Origin of the sequence: Marinilabilia salmonicolor JCM 21150 (genome assembly GCF_000259075.1) — a bacterium.
GTDB classification, from domain to species: Bacteria; Bacteroidota; Bacteroidia; order Bacteroidales; family Marinilabiliaceae; genus Marinilabilia; species Marinilabilia salmonicolor.
This window is the reverse complement of sequence record NZ_AJKI01000011.1, coordinates 325,255-346,521: the sequence shown is the minus strand read 5'-3', so window position 1 is coordinate 346,521 and position 21,267 is coordinate 325,255. Positions and strand designations below refer to the sequence as shown.

Below are 21,267 nucleotides of genomic sequence, written 5' to 3'. Positions count from 1 at the left end.
ATGGCGATTGTATTTATTAATTTTCATTACTGATTTTACGGGATGAACAATAAAAAGCTTGGAACTTTTGGGGGAGTTTTTACTCCTTCTATTCTCACCATTCTCGGAGTAATAATGTATCTGAGATTTGGATGGGTTGTCGGGAATGTTGGGCTTATTGGGACTTTGTTGATTGTGACACTCTCCACCTCCATAACGTTTCTTACTTCCTTGTCCATTGCTTCCATTTCAACCAATACGCAGGTAAAAGCCGGAGGTGCTTATTATATGATCAGCCGATCGCTGGGGGTTGAAATCGGCGGAGCTTTGGGTATTCCTCTTTACCTGGCGCAAACTTTTTCTGTAGCCTTATATGTTATGGGGTTTGCAGAGAGTCTGGTGGCTATTTTCCCGGCTTTGAATATCAAGGTTGTTGGAATAGTTTCCACCCTGGCTCTTGGCGGATTGGCCCTTTTTTCCACAAAAGCTACCATTAAAGCCCAATACGTTATTCTTTTTGTGATTGTTCTGTCGCTTTTGTCTCTCTTTTTTGGCGGTGCCATTGAAAATTCAAGTATTGAAATGTGGGGAGTGCCGGCAGCTAGATCCGTTGGTTTCTGGCAGGTTTTTGCGGTATTTTTCCCTGCAGTAACCGGGATTATGGCTGGTGTGAATATGTCAGGCGATTTAAAGAATGCATCGCGTTCCATCCCCCGTGGTACATTCCTGGCTGTGGGTACAGGATATTTGATTTATATGGCATTACCGATAATTCTCGCTTCACGTGCCGATGCGTCAACACTTGTTTCGGATCCCCTCATTATGCGAAGAATTGCCCTGTGGGGAGGGGCTATTCTGTTGGGTGTCTGGGGTGCGTCCCTGTCCAGTGCGGTGGGGAGTTTGCTTGGTGCTCCCCGGGTGCTTCAGGCTCTTACGCGCGATAATGTGGTGCCTAAGAAATGGTCTTTTCTGGCCACCGGTTACGGAGAAGAGGGAATACCACGTGGAGGCACTATTGTAACCATTATTATTACTATTGTTTGTGTTATACTGGGGGATTTAGATGCTATTGCTCCTGTTCTGACCATGTTTTTTCTGGCCACATATGGAATTCTGAATGTCACTGCCGGAATTGAACGTTTTTTAAAGAGTCCCTCCTTCCGTCCTAAATTCAAGGTTCACTGGGGATTCTCTGTTATTGGTGCCATCGGATGTATTTCGGTAATGTTTCTGATACATGCCCTGGCTACGGTTCTTGCCATTGTTTTTATTATGGGTGTTTTAATTTGGCTCCGCCGCCGTAGGTTAAAAACTACCTGGGGTGATGTGCGCAACGGTATGTTGTTGCAAATAGCCCGTTTTGTGATGCTCAAGGTAAAACCTATGGATGATGCCAAAAGCTGGCGTCCCAATATCCTTGTCTTTAGCGGGGCTCCCATGAAACGTTGGCATCTGATTGATTTTGCCAGCGGACTTGCTCAGGAAAAAGGGCTGTTTACTGTGGCAACCATACTGCCTGAAGAGAAAGTGGCACAAGATAAAATCTATCAATATGAGAAGCAAATCCGTGATTATTTATTTGATAAGAATATTCGCTCTTTGGTTCGTGTAGTCAGGGCGCAGGATCCGTTTTCCGGAGCCAGGTATTTGAGCAATGCATACGGACTTGGACCACTTGTACCTAATACGATTCTTCTGGGGGATACTACAGATGTATCTCATCATCAAAGTTATGCTGAGATGATTACCCATTTTTATCAATCACGAAAGAATGTGATTATTCTTAAGGATGATCAACCCTTGCCAAGTCGTAATAAAATCAATGTTGATTTGTGGTGGGGAGGGCTTCAGGGCAACGGTGGCTTAATGATGGTGCTGGCATATATGATGCAGAATAGTCCTCATTGGCAACAGGTGTCTGTTACCATAAAAATGGTGGTGCCATCGGACAAAGCTGCCACCGAGGCGCGAAAAAACCTTGATAGTTTACTTGCTTCTATTCGTGTTGAGTTCAGGCGAAAAATTCTTGTGAGTGAACAGGGAAACTTCTTTCAGATTTTGTCCGAAGACTCCCAAGGTGCAGATTTGGTACTTTGCGGCTTGAAAAAGCCGGATAATGAATTTTCAGATTATTTTGAAGATTTAAAACAAAAAACTGCCACCATCCCGAGAAAATTGTTTGTGGTTGCTTCACACGATATTGCTTTTAAAGAAATATTAAGCTGACGGATTCGGAAGCATCAAACATCGTAATATTTAAGAAATCCGGAGTGCCTGCTGTCAAATTGATAGCAGGTTTTCTTGTTTTGTGTCAGTTTGATGTGCCTTGTGGGTTTTTGCGGACAATTAAAAAAAGGAAAACTGAAAGTGATATTCTCTCCTGGTTCATTGCGGGGGGTGTTGTAACTGCTTGTATGTCAGTAGTGGTGCGGGTTGTGGCTTGCCGGTTTCCCTTTTTATTTGTATATTTGCAGTAAATTACGGATAATCCCCGCCCGTAAAGAATTTCTGCTTCAGTTGGCTCCTGGCCTCTTGTATTTTTGATTTAAAAAAGTGTGGCACCCGAAGCATGTCTTTGTTTTTCTGAAAGATGTGTTGGTGGTTCGAAAGAATAGTGTTTAAAAAAATAAAAAACTTTGGATGCCTATGAAATACCAGATCTATTCATTGCATAATTATCGAAAGATTCCTCAAATCGATAAATTTAGTGAACAGGATTTGAAAAATATCGATGTTGTTGGTCATGTACTTCCTTTTAAAACCAATAATTACGTTGTTGACGAACTCATCGACTGGGATAATTTCCATGAAGATCCCATTTTTATTTTGAATTTTCCTCAAAGGGGAATGTTACAGCCCGATGATTTTAATTCGATGGCGTCGGTGCTGGAACGTGAGAATGATAAGGTTGAGTTAAAGAAAGCCGCCAATGTCATTCGTCACAAAATGAATCCCCACCCTGCCGGACAGGCTCATAATGTTCCGGAATTGAACGGACAAAAGCTTCCGGGAATTCAGCATAAGTATGATGAAACCATGTTGTTTTTCCCTACACAGGGGCAAACCTGTCATGCGTATTGTACGTTCTGCTTTCGCTGGCCTCAGTTTACGGGCATGGATGATCTGAAATTTGCAATGAATCAGATCGATTATGTAATTGCTTATCTTAAGGTGCATCCCGAAATTACAGATATTCTTTTTACCGGCGGTGACCCTATGGTTATGAAGGCTTCTATTCTGGATTCATACATCACCAAACTGCTGGATGCTGATTTGCCTAATTTGCAGACCATTAGAATAGGAAGTAAATCTTTGTCCTTTTGGCCATACAGATATCTTACCGACAGTGACGCAGGTGATGTGCTCAGGGTATTTGAGAAAGTAACCAAAGCCGGGAAATCCCTTGCTTTTATGGCGCACTTTAATCATTTCCGTGAACTGGAAACTCCTGCATTGGAAAAGGCGGTTGCCAGAATCCGGGCTACCGGTGCGCAGATTCGTACTCAGTCGCCTCTGCTCAACCATATCAATGCCAGTAGCGATGTTTGGAGTACTATGTGGCAGAAGCAGGTAAAACTTGGTATGATACCTTATTATATGTTCATAGCAAGAGACACCGGAGCCCAGGAATATTTCGGGGTGTCGCTGACAAAAGCCTGGGAGATCTTCCGGGGTGCATACACCAAAGTCAGTGGTATCTCGCGGACAGTCAGGGGGCCGAGTATGTCCTGTACACCCGGGAAAGTCCGTATCATCGGGATAAGTGAGATTAAGGGAGAAAAAGTGTTTGTTTGTGAATTCATTCAGGGGCGGAACAGCGACTGGGTAGGTCGGCCTTTCTTTGCAAAATATGATCCTCGTGCTTTGTGGATGGATGATCTTCAACCTGCTTTCGGCCAGGAGGAGTTTTTCTTTGAGGAAGATCTGGCACGAATGATGCTCTAAAAACCATAATGACAGATTTAACCTGCATCAATAGTTCATTGTTGCGGGTTTTTTTATGATTTGTTGTATTTTTGATTTTTCTTAGAATTTACCGTAAGGCGACCTGCCTGTTATGAAAAAAGAAAAGAAACTCTTTAAGTACTTAAAACTTACCGCTAAAATTGCCTTGAGTGGGGCTATCTTGTGGTATATCTCTACCAAAATAGATCTGACTCAAATTGGTGCAGCTATGCGACGGGCTAACTCTGGCTGGTTGTTTGTTGCATTGCTGATATATACTGTTTCCCAGGTTGCGGCATCCTTTCGCCTGAATACCCTTTTCCGGTTGATGCCCATTCGTATCTCACAGATTTCAAATCTTAAACTTTACTGGCTGGGACTTTTTTATAACCTGTTTCTTCCGGGGGGGGTTGGAGGTGATGGTTTTAAAGTGTATATACTGAATCATTATCTGAAAGTTCCCGTGAAGCGCTCTTTGGGAGCTATTTTTGCTGACAGATTATCCGGACTGACCATCATTGTGACTTTCCTCCTGATATTGGTTCATTTTATCGATTATAATATCCCCTGTAAATTTTTGTTTTTGCTGGCCATCCCAATTCCTCTTCTGGGACTTTATTTTTTATTGAGGTTGTTTCTTCCTTTATTTATTAAGGCTTTTGCAGCGATCAGTCTGTGGTCGGTGCTGGTGCAGGGAATTCAGATGCTTGCTGCTGTAGGGATTCTTTATGCTTTAGGGGTTGATGACTCAGCGAATTATGACGATTACCTGTTTCTTTTCTTTCTGTCGGCCATTATGGCTTCCGTGCCTGTAACTCTTGGTGGAATAGGAGCTCGTGAGTTTACCTTTCTGATGGGGGCGGAGTACCTTCATCTGCAACAGGATCTGGCTGTTGCACTAAGTTTGTTGTTCTTCCTGGTTTCAGCAGTTTCAGCACTTCCCGGAATCTGGTATTCTGTTTTTCCGCGAAGGGTGTTGAATCATTTTAGTGAAGATCAAAAGTTTAAGGCCTCTAATTGAGGATAAATCTTTTTTTGAAATTCTGCCATCATTTTATTTCTGGCTTCTTCCAGTGCATAATTGTAGTTCCCCGGCCGCATTCCTTTGATTCCGGAAATAGTGCCATTGTAAATTTCTGTTTGGGACCCGGCAGATAGAACAGAGAAATAGAGATCCGCAAAGACAAGATATACTTCATAGCCATCTCCTTTTTTGATTTCTCCTTTTCTGAAATTGATGTTTGTTACAACAAGATATTTGGCCTCATCTGCAAAAGATGTGAAATTAAAAAAGGTTTCATTTAATTGAGCTTTAAGCCGGTTTGAGAAGGTTTCTGAGATGGAGGGATTCCCGAAAATCATTTCGTTGGCTGTAAAGGTGGCTTTGGTTTTTTGAAGTTCAATGTTGAATGTGAATCTTGGAAGGGTTTCCGTGGGCAGAAAAAATGCCACCAGGGGGCTCTCTATGTGTTCTTTCTGAAGTAACGCTGTATGGTCAAATATTGCAGTTACCTGTTGTTTCTTTCGTGAAGATTCCATTTTTTGAATATAACCAGAAGCTTCTCCTCCCCGGCTGGTTGTTATCTTTTGCTGAAGAATGCCTGCACCTTCAGTGAATTCCAGGTGTAACGGGAAATTGTGAATCGGGATTTTTCGTCCACCTTTGGTGAAGTACTCCACTTTTGCCGTTAGGGGTCGTTCCATGCTTTTAGAGAATGAAATATTGTAGTCGGGATTTTCTGAGGAGATGGCAATTTTTCCAAATAAAGCTCTTAAATCCTGAATGATGTCGGTTCCAAAATTGAGGTTCCCGTCGATGGTTCGATAGGTTAAATCATCACTGATATGATTTTCGAGTGATTCGATGGCTTTAAAATAAGCGGCAAGCGATGCAGTGATCTCCTGCTGGTCTTCTAACCGCCGTGCTTCCCGGAGATAGGAGGCTGCCCTTTTTTTGGCCATGTTCAGATCCAGTTCTTTTTTTCTCCTGAAATCGTTTTTGTTCAGTCGCATTAAGACCCAGTATTCCCTTTTGTTTTCCCAGGTCTGTACCTCATAACCCGAAAGGTTTTCTTCAGCAGAGGTGCTGATTTCAGATTCGAAGGTTTCCCTGAAACGGTAATTGTCCTCAAATTGTCGCAGGAGAGAATTGGCTGAAACATTAACTTCAATTTCGGAGGTCATTTCCCGGAGGGCTTCAGCACGGGCTTTCTTTGCATAGTCGAGTCCTGTATGCCCGTTTTTGTAAGCCATTCCTATGCCAATGTAGTATTCTCTTTCCGAGGGGCGCTTTTTCACCCATTTGGGCTTGGCAGCTTGGGAGGCTAAGGCAGAAGTGAGAAAGAGAACGACGGTGATGAGGAGTATTTTACGGGCCATGACATTTAGTTTTGAGTTTTTTTATTTCTTTAACAATAATTGTTCCACAAGGGGCATGATCTCTTCATATTCATATCCCCTGGACACAGCATTGCGAATTACTGCGGCTTTTTGCCTGATGGGCTCTTTGTTTTTTACCTGTCTGATTTTTTCACGAATCACCTCCTGAAGTTTTTCGTTATATTCATCAGGGTCAATTTGTTCCAGTGCCTGATAGATGGTTTCCTGATCAATTCCCTTTTGTCGGAGTTGCCACATTATTTTTCTACGTCCCCATTTGTTGAATCGAAATTTGTCACGCACATAAAATGACGAAAAGCGCTCTTCATCGATGAATTTTTCTGTTACCAGTTTTTGGATTACCTTCTCACTGTCACTGGCGGGAAGATCCCATTTTTCCAGTTTTTTTTTAATGTCCGACCTGCAATATTCCTGGCGGGAACAAAGAGATGATGCTTTATGGAGTGCTTTTTTGTAATCCATTTATTTGTGTTGTTTGTTTTGATTAGAAAGGCTAAAATAGTCATTTTTTAAGTGCACTCCAGGAGGTGGAGTAGTATTTTGAAAAGCAATATATGATCATAAAACCAGAAAGCCTGTTTCTTTTACCCTTAGTATGGGATTGGTGGTTTTTTGGCAATTGTTGAACCCGATATAATGCTCAGTTTGGTATGATTAGGTATTTGTTGATGGTCTTTTTTTTGATGGTTTTCCCGCAATTTTCCGGGGGGCAGCAGGTTGAAGAACGGAATTTGGTCCGCTTTATAACTGGTGAATTGTATGGGGGGCAGTTACAGATTCATTCTTCAAAGATTGAGCATTTCAGGGGTGTCCAACCCATTGGGATTGGGATGGATTTTTCATGGAAATTTATTTCTGCTAAGGCTTATGAGTTGTGTCGGTGTTACCCGTCATTGGGCGTCTCCTTTAATTACTGGGATTTAGGACATGAAGCTCTGGGCAATGCATTTTCCTCTCTTTTTTATGTGGAGCCGGTGCTTTTTTCTCCCTTTGATGTTAGTCTGTCTTTAAAGGCCGGGCTGGGGGTTAGCTTTTTGGACAATCCATACGATGAAGAAAACAATCCGGAGAATATTGTTTATAGTACGTCAATTGCCTTCCCATTGATGGCAGGGCTTTCGGTCGATTATCCTGTATCTGATGACTGGTCTTTCCAATTATCTGCAATGTTTCAGCATATCTCGAATGGAGGTGTGAATCAGCCCAATCTGGGAATTAATTATACAACTATTGGGTTGGGCGTTTCCCGTAAACTTGATCGGCAAAAGGTGCCTCCTTCACAAACAGTTGAATCATTTGATGCTTCAGTTGGGGAAAAAGGATTGAAATCTACGATTATTGCAGGGTTGAAGGAGCCTGAAGGGAGTGAAAGCAAGGCTTCTGTTATAGGGTTGATGGCCGAATATCATGCTCAGTTTGCCCGTATCAATGGCTGGTCTGCCGGCCTGATGGGGGAATTGGACAATAGTAAGCCGGGGTCATTGTCTCTCAAAAAGGGCCGGCTAAGTGCTGTTACCGGTCATCACTTCATTTTGGGGCGCTTCGATTTTGGTCAGACGGCCGGGCTGTACCTGCTTCGTGGACATTCAACGCATTCCCCATGGTTTCAGTACTATACACTCGATTTTGAATTGACTGGCGATGTGGAAGCGGGTGTGGGCCTTAAGGCACATGGGAAAGTGGCCGAATTTCTCGGAGTGCGGCTTTCCATCATCCTTTAGAAACTGTTTAAGTTTTATCCTTTGGGATATTTTCGAGTCTTGAACTCTTATACTTCGTCAAAATTTCCTTAAATAGCGCTGCTATTCTCGTCAATTTTGACTTGTCTCAAGAGCTCAATCCTTCAAAAACACCTACCAAAAACAAAATTTAAACAGTTCCTTAATAAATTTTTCGGGCAATGTCGTAAACGCAATTGGTGGCCATCATTGAGTAAAAGTGAATCAGCTTGAAGCCATGCTCCATTAATTCCTTGGCCTGATGGGCGGCCCATTCTGTTCCCACTTTGGCAACTTCTTCATTGCTTGTGCACTTTTGCAATTCCGCGGAAAGTGCTTCCGGAAACTGAGTTTTGAAAATATCCGGCAATACTTTTATCTGGCTGAGGTAGTTGATGGGTTTCAATCCTGGTACGATAGGAATGGTGATGCCTGCATCACGGCATTTTTTAACAAAATCAAAGAATTTTGAATTGTCAAAAAACATTTGGGTAATAATGTATTCAGCTCCGGCATCTGCCTTTTGTTTCAGTCGGGAAATGTCTTCATCCAGGCTGGAAGCTTCTTCATGTTTTTCGGGATATCCTGCCACTCCGTAGCTAAAGGGCGTTTCGAAAGGCTCCATAACCGTTCCGTCCAGAAACTGTCCTTTGTTCAGGTTGTTTACCTGGTGGATCAAATCAATGGCATATTTGTTTCCGGGTTCGCCGGGCTTTACAAAGTTATGTCTGTCAGAGTTGTCTCCCCTCAACAGCAATAAATCATGTATGCCCAGGAAGTTTAAATCTATGAGGGCGTACTCTGTTTCACTCCGGGTAAAACCACTGCAAATCATGTGGGGGACGACAGGAATTTTGTATTGATGCTGGATTGATGCCGCTACAGCTACAGTTCCTGGCCTTTTTCGGTAAACGTGGGGGATGTTGATTCCTTCGGCATTTGGTTTGTAAACCACTTCATCGCGATGTGAAGTGATATTGATGTATAAAGGGGAAAATTCTTTGAGTTTATCAATGGTTTTGAATACTTTGCTGATGCTGTTCCCCTTGAGCGGAGGTAATAACTCAAATGAGAAGGATGGCGTATCACTATTCCGGATTAATTCTGCAACTGTTGACATAATTTCAGGTTTTAGGGGTGCAAAATTAAAATTATTATCCCGAAAAGGGAATTTTGCTTATAGTTTGATTGAAATTTCAGGTGAAATTTATCAATTTTTTAATCTTTCCCGGTTGTGCCCAATTCATTGTACCTTCCATTCGGTGGGACAGAAGAATCTTTTCAACCACCGGATTTTCCAGTTTCTGCAGAATGTTTTTTGCTTCTTTTTCAGAGTCACACGGGATAAATGCCTGTAATGCCTGATTGGCCTGCCATTGGCCTTCGAAAATCTGTGGAGAGAATTTTTTTCGACCGTAAGCTTCCCACACAATTTTGTAAGGAGCAAAGTTATACGGGCCTACTCCAAGGAGTGCCCACCACATTCCTTTATTAATCCAGTTTTTGATGAGCGTCCCTTTGCGTGAACGCAGCTTGTCAGATACATTCATCAGATATTGATCCAGTAGTGGCCAATGAGAGGTTTCTTTTGCCGTGAGAGGCCGTCCTTCTTTGGAATAAGGCAGCAGAACCCAGGCTTTCGGGGCTTTTCCGTTGCGAAAATTGGATGCGGTCAGGAGGGGGTAAACAAATGCTGATGGCAGTTTTATTGCATCATTGAGCAAGTAAGTTTGATCATCAAGTTGCCTGCAGTCATTAAAGAAAAAAACTTTGTTGGCACCGCAGGTATTAAGGCCCTGTCGGGGTTGATTTTTTTTATTTAAGTTAATCTTGCTAAACGAGTTTATCTCCCCTTTATCCGAATTCTTAAATATGCTAAGAGCGGCGGATGGAGAAGTGAGTGGTGTTGCATGAAACAGTTCCCATTGTTTGTTTTTCAGTATTTTGTACCGGATGGGAAACACGGGGTGTCTGTTTCTCTGAAAATGAACCAGCCCGTAACGGGTGGCTATTTTATTAAAAACATCTTCTTTGTTGAAATCAAATACCTCTACAGGAGAAAAAGGAGCCTCCGTGGAAGTGTAACTTCGAAATGTCTCGTGGGCACCATCGTTGAGCAGCAATGACAAAGGCATGAATAAGTAGGCATTGCCTCCGGGCTTCAGGAATTCCTGAATGGTTGCTTTTATGATTAGTGCTGCGATGTCGATTCGGGAATGCCCCAGTAGCAGATTTTTTTTGTTTCCGGTTAGTCGGTACTTTTCAAAACAGGGTTTGATTTTCTTTTTGTAATTATCCGGGAGGTCGTTGAAGGTTTGCCAGGGTGGATTACCCAGGACAATATCGTAAGGGACAGGTGGCAGTTCCAGAATGTCCCGGTTGCTGAAATTACCGGACATGTCTGTGTTGAACTCATCAAGGAAAAACTGAAGTGCCTTTTTGTGATAATTCGTATTTATTTCGTTGCCAAACAGGTTTAGTATTGGAAGTTCTTTGAGGTTGAAGCCCTTTTCAACTCCATATTCAACCAGGGCAATCAGCAGATTGCCCTGGCCCATGGTGGGGTCAAAAATGGTAGCCCCTTTCATCCATCTTTCAAAAATACCAAACTGCTCAATGGCGAAGCACGCCCAGCGAACGGGGGTGAAAACATCCCCGATTTTTATGTGGTTGGCACTGTTTTCGTCTGTTTTCATGATCCCGGATGATGCAGGTTATTTGACTATTTAGTGCCCGTCTATAAACTAAGCAAAGTTTGTTTTTAGTCATGTGTCCGATCAGAAAGTGCCAATTGCAAGGCTTGCCACCAAAAACGGAGTTTACTTGGGTAAATGAGTATTTTGGTGGCAAGCGTAACGCAGCAAGTGGTACTTTATGGACAGACACTATTTATCTGCCAGGTTGGTCGGGATCCATTTTTCCAGTTCTTCCGGTTTCATTCCTTTCCTGTTTGCTACATCCGCTACCTGGTCTGACTTGATTTTGCCCACCCCGAAATAGATGGCGTCCGGATGTGCCAGATAGAGCCCGCTGACAGAAGCATTGGGGTACATGCTGAAATGCTCGGTCAGTGTGATTCCCGCGTTATTTTCCACTTCCATAAGGTCGAAGAGTAAACGCTTTTCGCTGTGGTCGGGACAGGCAGGATAGCCCAATGCCGGCCGGATTCCCCGGTAACGTTCGCGCACGAGGTCGTCGTAGTTAAATGCTTCATCGGGGTTGGTTCCCCAAAATTCTTTTCTAACTCTGAAATGCATTAACTCTGCAAAAGCTTCGGCCAGTCGGTCAGCCAGCGATTTCAAGAGAATGGCGTTGTAATCGTCATGTTTTGTTTCAAATTCGGTGATCCATTTCTCAATTCCTTCACCGGCACTTACCGCAAACCCGCCAATGTAATCGCCAATGCCTGAATCTTTAGGGGCAACAAAATCAGCCAGAGAATAGTAAACCTCTTTACCCTGTTTTTTTTGTTGTTCACGCAGAAAATGGAAAGTGGTCTGAACTTCTGACCGATCTTCTCCCGCATATACTTCCACGTCATCTCCCACACTGTTGGCCGGAAATAATCCAATTATGCCATTGGGGCGAAGCATCTTTTCTTCTTTTATTTTTCGCAACATTTGCTGAGCATCTCTCCATAGTTTCAACGCTTCAGATGCTTTTTCCTTTGCCATACCGGAGGTGAAATTGTCCAGCCATTGCTGTTTCGACTTTTCATCGGTGACCTTTTCTATTCCCCGGTAATTCCCTGTGAGTCGCCAGGCATGGAAAAAGAATGTCCAGTCAATGAAGGGAACGATTTCATCTACGGGGTAATCCGCAAAGGTTTTAATGCCGGTGAAATTGGGTTTCTTAACAGGAGCTTTCTGCCAGTTTGTTTGCCACTTTTTTTGGCGGGCTTCCGCGATGGGCAGATATTCCTTGGCTTTTTTGTTTTTATTTGCTTCTCTCAGTTTTTTGTATTCTTCACTGGTCTGCTGGTTGAACCGCTCATGTTCCTTCGGCGATAGCAATGCGCCTACTACCTGGGCGCTCATGGAGGCATCCTTGACATAAACAACGGGTCCTGAATAGTATGGGTCTATTTTAACTGCAGTGTGTACTTTGGATGTGGTGGCACCTCCGATGAGGAGCGGTAGTTTCATGCCTCTTTGCTCCATTTCCCGGGCCACGTTGCTCATCTCTTCGAGGGATGGGGTGATCAACCCGCTTAATCCTACGATGTCAGCCTCTTCTTTTACGGCCTCACTGAGGATTTTTTCAGCAGGAACCATTACCCCAAGATCGACCACATCATAGTTGTTGCATGCCAAGATGACGCCAACAATGTTTTTACCGATGTCATGTACGTCTCCCTTTACTGTGGCCATCAGTATTTTGCCTTTTTTGGTGTTGGCGTTTCCCGAGGCTCTTTTCTCTTCTTCGATGAAAGGTTCCAGCCAGGCCACCGCCTTTTTCATTACCCGGGCAGTTTTTACGACCTGAGGGAGGAACATTTTACCTGATCCAAACAGGTCTCCTACAATGTTCATCCCGTCCATCAGGGGTTGCTCAATGATGTCGAGGGCAAATTCATATTTTTCTCTGGCTTCCACCAGATCTTCTTCCAGAAAGTCGGGAATTCCTTTGATCAGGCTGTGGTGCAGTCTCTCTTCCAATGGGTTATCCCGCCAGCTGTCTTTCTTTACTGCTGTTCCGGATTCTTTTTGGTCTTTTATCTCTTCAGCCTTCTCGATGAGGCGTTCGGTGGCATCCGGGCGCCGGTTGAGGACTACGTCTTCTACCAGTTCCAGAAGGTCAGCAGGTATTTCGTCATAGATTTGGAGCATTCCGGGATTGACTATGCCCATATCCATACCTGCCTGTATGGCATGGTAGAGGAATACTGCATGCATGGCTTCCCGGACCTGGTTGTTGCCCCGGAAGGAGAACGACAGGTTGCTGACTCCACCGCTTACTTTTGCGTGGGGGAGGTGTTCCTTAATCCATTTGGTTACATTTATGTAGTCTATTGCATAGTTGTTGTGTTCCTCTATTCCGGTTCCGATCGCCAAAATGTTGGGGTCAAAAATAATATCTTCTGCCGGGAATCCGACTTTGGTTGTCAGTAGGTTATAGGCGCGCTGGCAAATTTCCTTGCGTCTTTCCAATGTGTCTGCCTGGCCCTTCTCATCAAAAGCCATTACAACCACTGCGGCACCGTACTCTTTAATGGCACTGGCTTGTTTAACAAATGGTTCTTCGCCCTCCTTAAGGCTGATGGAGTTGACGATGGATTTCCCCTGCAGACATTTTAATCCGGCTTCCAGAACCTCCCATTTGGACGAATCTACCATTACCGGAAGAGCTGCGATGTCGGGTTCTGCAGCCATGAGGTTGAGAAAGGTGACCATCTCCTTTTTTGCGTCAAGCATGGCATCGTCCATATTGACATCTATAATCTGGGCTCCTCCTTCAACCTGATCCTGTGCGACGGATAGTGCTTCTTCGTATTTCTCTTCCCTGATGAGGCGGGCAAATTTTTTGGATCCTGCCACATTGGTACGTTCCCCAATATTCACAAAGTTGGTGGTTTGATCCATTATTAGTGCATTGAGACCGCTCAGCTTTGTTTTTATATCGGGCTTGGAAGGAATGTGTGGTCTGGCATCTTTAATAAATTCTGAAAATGCCCTGATATGTTCGGGAGTGGTTCCGCAACAACCTCCAACAATGTTTACCAATCCCTGATTCAGGTATTGGAAAATTTTCGGTGCCATCTCCTGGGGGGTCTCATCGTACTCTCCGAATTGGTTGGGTAGTCCTGCATTGGGATAGGCGCTGATGAAATGAGGTGTTTTCTCACCCAGGGTTTGTACATAGGATCGGAGATCTTCCGCTCCGAATGAACAGTTGAGTCCGATAGAAAAGAGCGGAAAATGTGAAATGGAGATTAAAAAGGCTTCGAGTGTCTGGCCTGACAGGGTTCTCCCGCTGGCATCGGCAACAGTTACGGATACCATGACCGGAAAATCGGTGAGCTTCCGCTTTTTTAGCACTTCACCGATTCCGAACAATGCTGCTTTGGCATTGAGCGTGTCAAAAATAGTTTCCAACAAAAGAATATCGGCGCCACCATCAAGCAATCCCTTTGCCTGTTCTGCATATACTGATGCCAGATCATCAAACGTGACGGCTCTGTATCCGGGATTGTTGACATCGGGACTCAGAGATGCAGTTTTGTTGGTGGGCCCCATAGAGCCGGCCACAAAACGCGGCTTTTCAGGGGTGGAATATTTTGCTGCCGCTTTGGATGCCAGAAGAGCTGATTGTTTGTTGAGTTCGTAAACGTAATCCTCTAATGCATAATCTGACTGAGAAATGCGGGTGGAGTTAAAGGTATTGGTCTCTATAATGTCGGCTCCCGCTTCCAGATATTTCTCGTGTATGGTTGTGATGATATCGGGTCGGGTTAGTGACAGCAAATCGTTGTTTCCGCGCTGTGAGTGCGTATGATTTTTTAATTCTTCCCCTCTGAAATCTTCTTCAGTTAGTTTGTATTGTTGAATAAGACTGCCCATCGCTCCGTCCAGAAGCAGTACTCGTTTCTTAACAAGGTCTTTTAATAATGATGTTTTGCTCATAATATTCCATATACGACCACGCCACAGGCAACGGACTTTTTCAGTCTGAACTAGAGTGATAAGCCTGCTGCGGGTAATTAATGATTTGTTTTGCCATTAATCAATCCTGCGAAAACGCGTAGTGGATTGAATTGCAAAGGTAAGTAAATATATGGTTTTCGTACAGAAGCAGGTGGTGCGGCTGTTGGAAGTGCTTTGAAGAGGGTGCTTACAGGGTTCCGCACCGGGAAGAATAAATGAACTCTCTTTCCGGTGCGGAGATTGATTGATTAGTCTCGTCCGCGCAGCTTGTTCAGCTCATTGAGGTGCTGACGCGCCATGGTTTTTTCTTTTTCAAGCGCCCGTTTTCTGTGGGCGTCGTATTCTTTTTCCAGATCGCTGTATTTTTCCCTCATTTCTCCTGTAAGGTGGTGACTGCGTTTGAAAAGGAGAAACAGGAAGACCGCACCAATGGCCAGAATTAATACCAGACCCCACATGATTGAGTTGTATTGTCCTTTGGGCAATTCAGCCCCAAGAAACGGGATGCTGTCTTTTTGGGCAATTGCTTTGTTCAGCTTTTCTTTGGTATTTTCCAGATTGCTGTTGATTGTTTTTATTTCACTTTTAAGAGAATCAATATTTGCCTCTTTTTGCACAATGGTTGTTTCCAGGGAAGAGAGAGAGTCAAGGACATTGGCTTTTAATTTGTATAACCAGTTGGTGCGAACGACTCGGTATTCTTCATATTTGCTGGATTTTTCTATTGCATAATCAAATTGCCCTGCCACCGGACCTTTGTCCAGTGTCGCTTCGTTTTGTTCGTTTTGCGCAGTGATGGGGGTGCTTGTGATAAGTGCAATAAAAAGAATTTTAGCAATCTTGTTTTTAATCATGGCCATGATATTATTCGGTTTTCGTATAGAATGTTTCTGCAAGAACGGATTCCGGTTGTCAAAATGAAAAATCTGAATCTTTCTATGGTAACGTGACGGGCAGGGATAAATTGTTTATCGGTCGTTTTTTGTATTTGGAAACTCAAAGTTACAAAAAAACCGCCCCTGATTGAGAGGCGGTTAAAAAAATATTTGAAGAAAATGATTTTTTTACCTGTTTTGTGTATAAGGTCCCTTAGTCCAAAGATCCAATCATTTTGGACGGATCCACCCATTTGTCGAATTCTTCTGCTGTGAGGTAACCAAGTTCCAGTGCTGCTTCTTTGAGGGTAGTCCCTTCTTTATGAGCCTTCTTGGCAATCTCGGCAGCTTTGTAATATCCGATATGGGTATTCAGAGCTGTAACCAGCATCAGAGAATTGTCGAGGTGCATTTTTATGCGGTCATGATTGGGCTTGATTCCTGCAGCGCAGTTGTCATTAAAGGCCACACAGGCGTCCCCCAGGAGTTCTGCACTTTGCAGGAAGTTGTAAATCATTACCGGTTTGAAAACATTGAGTTCGAAGTGACCATTAGATCCGCCAACCGAAACGGTAACGTCATTTCCCATAACCTGAGCACATACCATTGTCATTGCTTCGGCTTGCGTAGGATTCACTTTTCCGGGCATAATGGAAGAACCGGGCTCATTTTCCGGAATCAGAATCTCGCCGATGCCTGAGCGGGGGCCTGATGCCAGCAGGCGGATGTCGTTGGCAATTTTCATCAGACTCACTGCTACTTGTTTTAGTGCTCCGTGGCTTTCCACAATGGCATCGTGAGCGGCCAGTGATTCAAATTTATTGGCAGCGGTTTTAAATGGCATTCCGGTGAACTTGGCGATGTATTTGGCTACTGTCACATCGTATCCGTTAGGGGTGTTCAAACCTGTTCCCACTGCGGTTCCTCCCAGTGCCAGTTCAGAAAGGTGTTCCAGTGTGGCTTTGATCGCCTTGATCCCATGTGTTAATTGCGCTGCATAGCCGGAAAACTCTTGTCCGAGGGTAAGCGGTGTGGCGTCCATCAGATGAGTACGGCCAATCTTTACCACTTCTTTCATCTCTTCTGATTTCTTTTGAAGCGTATCCCTGAGTTTTTCGATCCCGGGAATGGTTTTCTCCATCAGTATTTTGTAGGCAGCGATGTGCATTGCTGTGGGGAAAGTATCGTTGGATGATTGTGATTTGTTAACGTCATCGTTGGGGTGAATAGGTCTTTCTCCTTCACCGAGTTTCCCTCCGTTAATTACATGGGCGCGGTTGGCCACAACTTCATTGCAGTTCATGTTCGACTGGGTTCCGCTACCGGTTTGCCATACCACCAATGGGAACTGATCATTGAGCTTTCCGCCAATGATTTCATCACAGGTAGCAGCTATCAGATCTCTTTTTTCAGCGGGAAGCACACCCAATTCTTCATTGGCATAGGCAGCTGCTTTCTTCAAATAACCAAAGGCATGAACAATTTCAAGGGGCATTGATCCAGAAGGGCCAATGGGGAAATTCATTACAGAACGCTGTGTCTGGGCTGCCCAATATTTGTCTGCGGGCACTTTTACTTCACCCATGGTGTCTTTCTCAATCCGATATTCCATTTTTTTGTAGTTTTTTATGAGTGTTAATTGAATGCATGTTTGACTACTAAACTGTGTTTAGTCTTTTTTGAAGACATCTTCAGCTCCATATTCCATCAGGAAGGCTTTGATGAATCCGTCGATTTCACCGTCTAAAACTGCCTGTACGTTACTGGTCTCATGACTGGTGCGGACATCCTTGACGAGTTTGTACGGTTGCAGGACATACGATCGTATTTGTGATCCCCATTCAATTTTCTTTTTCTGGGACTCAATTTTGTTTTGCTCCTCCAGTTTTTTTCTTAACTCAATCTCGTAGAGCTGAGATTTCAACATCCGCAGAGCGTTTTCTTTATTTCCTCCCTGCGATCTCGATTCGGTATTTTCAATGACAATGCCTGATGGCCCATGGCGCAACCGTACGCCGGTCTCCACTTTGTTGACATTCTGACCTCCTGCGCCGCTGGAACGAAAAGTTTCCCAGGTAATGTCGGCAGGATTGATATCCACTTCGATCGTCTCGTCGATGAGAGGAATTACGAAAACCGATGTGAAAGAGGTCATTCGTTTGTTGGCCGAGTTGAAAGGTGAGAGCCTTACGAGTCGGTGAACTCCGTTTTCGCTTTTCAGATAGCCATAGGCAAAGTCTCCTTCAAACTGGAGGGTGACTGATTTTATTCCTGCCTCATCTCCCTCCTGGAAGTTTGTCTCTGTGACTTTGTAGCCGTTCTTTTCACCCCATCTAACATACATCCGCATGAGCATTTCTGCCCAATCCTGGCTTTCTGTTCCACCTGCTCCTGCATTAATCTTGAGAATGGCGCCCATGCGGTCTTCGTCTTTTTGAAGCATATTGCGCAACTCCAGATCTTCCAGCATCTTTACCGTTTTCTGAAATTGTGCATCCACATCAGCCTCTTCGGCCTCTCCTTCTTTTAAGAATTCCAGCAGGACAGAGGTCTCTTCGATGGCGTTTTTAATTTTGTCGTAACCCGTTACCCAGCTTTTAAGCTCTTTGATTTTTTTCATTTTAAGCTCTGCCTCTTTGGGGTCGTCCCAAAAGTCAGGTGCCTGAGTGCGCAGTTCCTCTTCTTCTATTTCAATCTTTTTTCTATCGATGTCAAAGATACCTCCTCAACGCGATCTCGCGTCCCGAAAGGTCTTTCATCATTTCAGATGTTACCATTTCCTTAGTGTTTTTAGTTTATGTTTGCAAAGGTAAGAAATAAATTACCATGAGCAGGATGGTTTCAGGTATTGAAAACAGAGTTTCTGCTTCCTGTTTGTGCGATCCTGTAGTTTAGGAATCAACAGACTTGTCCTATTAACGATTTATTTCTTTAATAAAATGTTATTAAAAAAAAGCGGGCAACAAAATGGTTGTCCGCTTTAAAGGGTGAAAGACCGGATTCGAACCGGCGGCCTCCAGAGCCACAATCTGGCGCTCTAACCGACTGAGCTACAATCACCGTTTTTAATGTGGGGGCAAAGGTAAAATTTTTTCCATTAGTTTTGCAAATGTTTTTCTAAAAAAAGCGACTATAATTGCTTTCTTCGAAATGTGTGGTCATTAAAAATATTGATAATGAAGTTTTTCACTGTGGAGCCGGAGGTTGACCGGCAAATTGAGTCTTTGATGCGCCGGGTTCGTAACCTGAAAGATGGCGAAACAGCAGATCTGATGAAAGAATCAGGAGCTCGGTATCGCGTAAATTACGGTGTTTCGGTGGTTTACCTTCGTAAAATGGCAGGGGATTTTCCGAAAAGTGCCGCCCTCGCTATACGTTTGTGGGCCCGTGAGATCCGTGAGACCATGATTCTGGCCACTATGCTGGTTGATTTTGATGCTTTGCCTGTAAAGGAACTGGAAGAGTGGGGCAATATGCTTCATACCATTGAACTTTCCGAGCAGATAGGCCGTAATTTGCTGGCCGCAGAGAAGGTCCCCTCGCTGTTTCTGATTGAATGGCTCAAAAGTGAGCAGATTTATAAGAAATATGCTGCTGCCATGGGTATTGGCTGGAGAATTCGGTTGGCTGGAGATGATAGCTTTAGTGAGTTGCCTGATTTAATGGATATGCTCAAATCCATGGCTTCCGACCCTCGGTTGATGAGAGCTGTCGGCTTTGTGTTAAAAATGGCCGGGCGCTTTTCTTCTTTTCGGGATTTTGTTTTTGAAAATGCAAAAAAATGGATGACGGAGGATGATGTATATGTCTCTGAAACCGGAAAAGATGTAGCTTATGAGCTGGAAGCTTTTCAGTAGTGTCATTCATCAGCTTTTTTATCAAACGTAGATTCTATTTTTGTCATTGCGGTTTGGTGTGGAATCGATTTGAAAGGATCCGGATTCCTGCTCATATTGAGACGAGACCACCGCTAAATAGTGTTTGTCTATAAAGTCTAACTTCTGCGTTGTTGCTCAAAATCTAAATCTTCAAATACATTAGTATTCTGCGGTTTAGCTTTTTCACACGCCTTGGATTTGAACTTTCTATTTCAAACACGTGAAAAACGCTTAGTTTATGGACAGGCACTAAATAGTGTCCGTCTGTAAAGTCGGGATAGTGTCTGTCCGAAACCATGAATAATGGCTTTACAGACAAACTCAAAGTAAAACTTATTGACCGTATTGCTTGTATGTTACCTCACGAAGATCATTTTAAAAAATTCAGGGAGAATATTGTTGGTTTTGATGCTGCCATTGAAACTCCTTATGGGGCAAAGCCTTTGGTTTATGCCGATTGGATTGCTTCCGGGAGGTTGTACCGGCCGGTAGAGGAACAAATAGTGAATGTGATTGGTCCTATGGTGGCCAATACGCATTCCGAATCGAGCGATACAGGAAAAGTGATGACCAATGTCTATCGGTTATCCCATAAACTCATAAAAGAACACGTAAATGCCCGTGAGGGTGACCTCATAATAACTGCCGGTTATGGAATGACCTCGGTGGTGAATAAACTACAGCGGATTCTTGGAATGCGGGTTCCTGAGCAGGCGCAGCGGTATTGTCATTTACCTGAAAAAGAACGACCGGTGGTTTTTCTTACGCACATGGAGCATCATTCTAATCATACTTCGTGGCTGGAAACCAATGCTGATGTGGTAGTGTTGGAGCCGGATGCCGATATGTTGGTGAATCCGGAATCGTTGAAGAAGGAAATTGAAAAATACAAGGACCGGGTGTTAAAAATTGGGAGTTTTACCGCCTGTTCCAATGTTACGGGAATTGAAACCCCCTACCATCAACTTGCCCGGATAATGCATGAGTATGGAGGTTTCTGTTTTGTTGATTTTGCTGCTTCGGCGCCTTATGTCCCCATCGATATGCATCCGGATAATTCTTTGGAACGGTTGGATGCGGTGTTCTTTTCTCCCCATAAATTTCTTGGAGGTCCGGGCAGTAGCGGAGTAATTGTGTTTAATTCTGCTCTTTATCACAACAAAGCACCTGATAACTCCGGTGGAGGCACTGTGAACTGGACCAACAGATGGGGGAAATATCAGTATATTGCTGATATTGAGGCCCGGGAAGACGGGGGGACTCCCGGTTTTCTTCAGTCTATTCGCGCTGCTTTAAGCATCAGGCTAAAGGAGCAGATGAATTGTCTGAAAATGGCGGAACGGGAGAAAGCTATGATTCAACGAATTTTTGGTGAATTCAGGAAAATTCCGGGGCTGACTATTCTTGCAGATGGGCAGGAAGAACGGTTGGGAGCAATTTCATTTTACATTTCCAATGTTCATTTTAACCTGGTGGTTCGTCTGTTGAATGACCGTTTTGGCATTCAGGTCAGAGGCGGGTGTTCATGTGCCGGCACTTACGGTCACTATTTGTTGCACGTGGATTATTATACCTCCAGTAATATCACACGTAGAATTGATATGGGCGACTTGTCTGAAAAGCCCGGGTGGGTCCGGTTGTCTCTTCATCCGGTGATGAGCGAAGAGGAGATTGAGTATATTATTGATGCAGTCGCTCAGGTCGCACAAAATGCTGAAGAGTGGTCGGAGGATTATGAATACCATCCGTGGGAGAATGAATTTAGCCACAAAAACAAGCCCGGAAAGACAATGGATGATTATCTTTCATGGTTTCATTTTTAACCTGC

14 protein-coding genes and 1 tRNA gene are annotated in these 21,267 nt (G+C 43.9%); 6 read left to right on the top strand and 9 right to left on the bottom strand.

Features of this window, described 5'->3' with window-relative positions; genetic code table 11:
• The first annotated feature begins 42 nt into the window (after nucleotides 1–42).
• From W7W_RS0108580 to W7W_RS0108565, 3 genes are all read left to right on the top strand, one after another.
• Nucleotides 43–2,205 carry an APC family permease gene (locus W7W_RS0108580; RefSeq protein ID WP_010663387.1) on the top strand — a complete coding sequence of 721 codons (2,163 nt, stop codon included), beginning with the start codon at nucleotides 43–45 and terminating at the stop codon, nucleotides 2,203–2,205.
• A gap of 420 nt (nucleotides 2,206–2,625) precedes the next feature.
• A complete protein-coding gene (locus W7W_RS0108570; protein WP_010663385.1) occupies nucleotides 2,626–3,924 on the top strand; it encodes a KamA family radical SAM protein in 1,299 nt (432 codons plus the stop codon).
• Nucleotides 3,925–4,036: 112 nt separating this feature from the next.
• Nucleotides 4,037–4,945: a lysylphosphatidylglycerol synthase transmembrane domain-containing protein gene (locus tag W7W_RS0108565; RefSeq protein WP_010663384.1), complete on the top strand. Its 909-nt coding sequence runs from the start codon at nucleotides 4,037–4,039 to the stop codon at nucleotides 4,943–4,945.
• Here W7W_RS0108565 and W7W_RS0108560 read toward each other — a convergent pair.
• Both W7W_RS0108560 and W7W_RS0108555 read right to left on the bottom strand, forming a co-directional pair.
• Nucleotides 4,921–6,303: an LPP20 family lipoprotein gene (locus tag W7W_RS0108560; protein WP_010663383.1), complete on the bottom strand. Its 1,383-nt coding sequence runs from the start codon at nucleotides 6,301–6,303 to the stop codon at nucleotides 4,921–4,923. The genes W7W_RS0108565 and W7W_RS0108560 overlap by 25 nt on opposite strands.
• 21 nt (nucleotides 6,304–6,324) lie before the next feature.
• Complete coding sequence (locus W7W_RS0108555) at nucleotides 6,325–6,786, bottom strand: regulatory protein RecX (RefSeq protein WP_010663382.1); 462 nt, start codon at nucleotides 6,784–6,786, stop codon at nucleotides 6,325–6,327.
• Between the two features lie 188 nt (nucleotides 6,787–6,974).
• On the opposite strand from W7W_RS0108555, the gene W7W_RS0108550 reads away from it, so the two are divergent.
• Nucleotides 6,975–8,045: an acyloxyacyl hydrolase gene (locus W7W_RS0108550; RefSeq protein WP_010663381.1), complete on the top strand. Its 1,071-nt coding sequence runs from the start codon at nucleotides 6,975–6,977 to the stop codon at nucleotides 8,043–8,045.
• Between the two features lie 160 nt (nucleotides 8,046–8,205).
• Here W7W_RS0108550 and W7W_RS0108545 read toward each other — a convergent pair whose 3' ends face one another.
• The 7 genes from W7W_RS0108545 to W7W_RS0108515 all read right to left on the bottom strand — a co-directional run bounded on the left by W7W_RS0108545 (nucleotide 8,206) and on the right by W7W_RS0108515 (nucleotide 18,622).
• The gene (locus tag W7W_RS0108545) at nucleotides 8,206–9,162 is read right to left on the bottom strand and encodes a methylenetetrahydrofolate reductase (RefSeq protein ID WP_010663380.1); all 957 of its coding nucleotides are present in this window, start codon (nucleotides 9,160–9,162) and stop codon (nucleotides 8,206–8,208) included.
• A gap of 76 nt (nucleotides 9,163–9,238) precedes the next feature.
• Nucleotides 9,239–10,738 carry an N-6 DNA methylase gene (locus tag W7W_RS0108540; protein ID WP_010663379.1) on the bottom strand — a complete coding sequence of 500 codons (1,500 nt, stop codon included), beginning with the start codon at nucleotides 10,736–10,738 and terminating at the stop codon, nucleotides 9,239–9,241.
• A 189-nt stretch (nucleotides 10,739–10,927) separates the two neighbouring features.
• Entirely contained in the window at nucleotides 10,928–14,665 is a 3,738-nt protein-coding gene (metH, locus tag W7W_RS0108535) for a methionine synthase (protein ID WP_010663378.1), read from the bottom strand.
• Between the two features lie 269 nt (nucleotides 14,666–14,934).
• Nucleotides 14,935–15,546: a hypothetical protein gene (locus tag W7W_RS0108530; protein WP_010663377.1), complete on the bottom strand. Its 612-nt coding sequence runs from the start codon at nucleotides 15,544–15,546 to the stop codon at nucleotides 14,935–14,937.
• A gap of 229 nt (nucleotides 15,547–15,775) precedes the next feature.
• Entirely contained in the window at nucleotides 15,776–17,173 is a 1,398-nt protein-coding gene (gene fumC, locus W7W_RS0108525) for a class II fumarate hydratase (protein ID WP_010663376.1), read from the bottom strand.
• A gap of 57 nt (nucleotides 17,174–17,230) precedes the next feature.
• A protein-coding gene (gene prfB / locus W7W_RS0108520) for a peptide chain release factor 2 (RefSeq protein WP_148660821.1) occupies nucleotides 17,231–18,338 on the bottom strand; the annotation gives its coding sequence in 2 pieces (ribosomal slippage) (nucleotides 17,231–18,274 and nucleotides 18,276–18,338; 1,107 coding nt in all).
• Nucleotides 18,339–18,546: 208 nt separating this feature from the next.
• Nucleotides 18,547–18,622 (bottom strand) — tRNA-His (locus tag W7W_RS0108515).
• A gap of 115 nt (nucleotides 18,623–18,737) precedes the next feature.
• Between W7W_RS0108515 and W7W_RS0108510 the strand changes: the two genes are divergently transcribed.
• Both W7W_RS0108510 and W7W_RS0108505 read left to right on the top strand, forming a co-directional pair.
• Nucleotides 18,738–19,418 carry a DNA alkylation repair protein gene (locus W7W_RS0108510; protein WP_010663374.1) on the top strand — a complete coding sequence of 227 codons (681 nt, stop codon included), beginning with the start codon at nucleotides 18,738–18,740 and terminating at the stop codon, nucleotides 19,416–19,418.
• Between the two features lie 317 nt (nucleotides 19,419–19,735).
• A complete protein-coding gene (locus tag W7W_RS0108505; RefSeq protein ID WP_238532131.1) occupies nucleotides 19,736–21,262 on the top strand; it encodes an aminotransferase class V-fold PLP-dependent enzyme in 1,527 nt (508 codons plus the stop codon).
• Nucleotides 21,263–21,267: the final 5 nt, after the last annotated feature.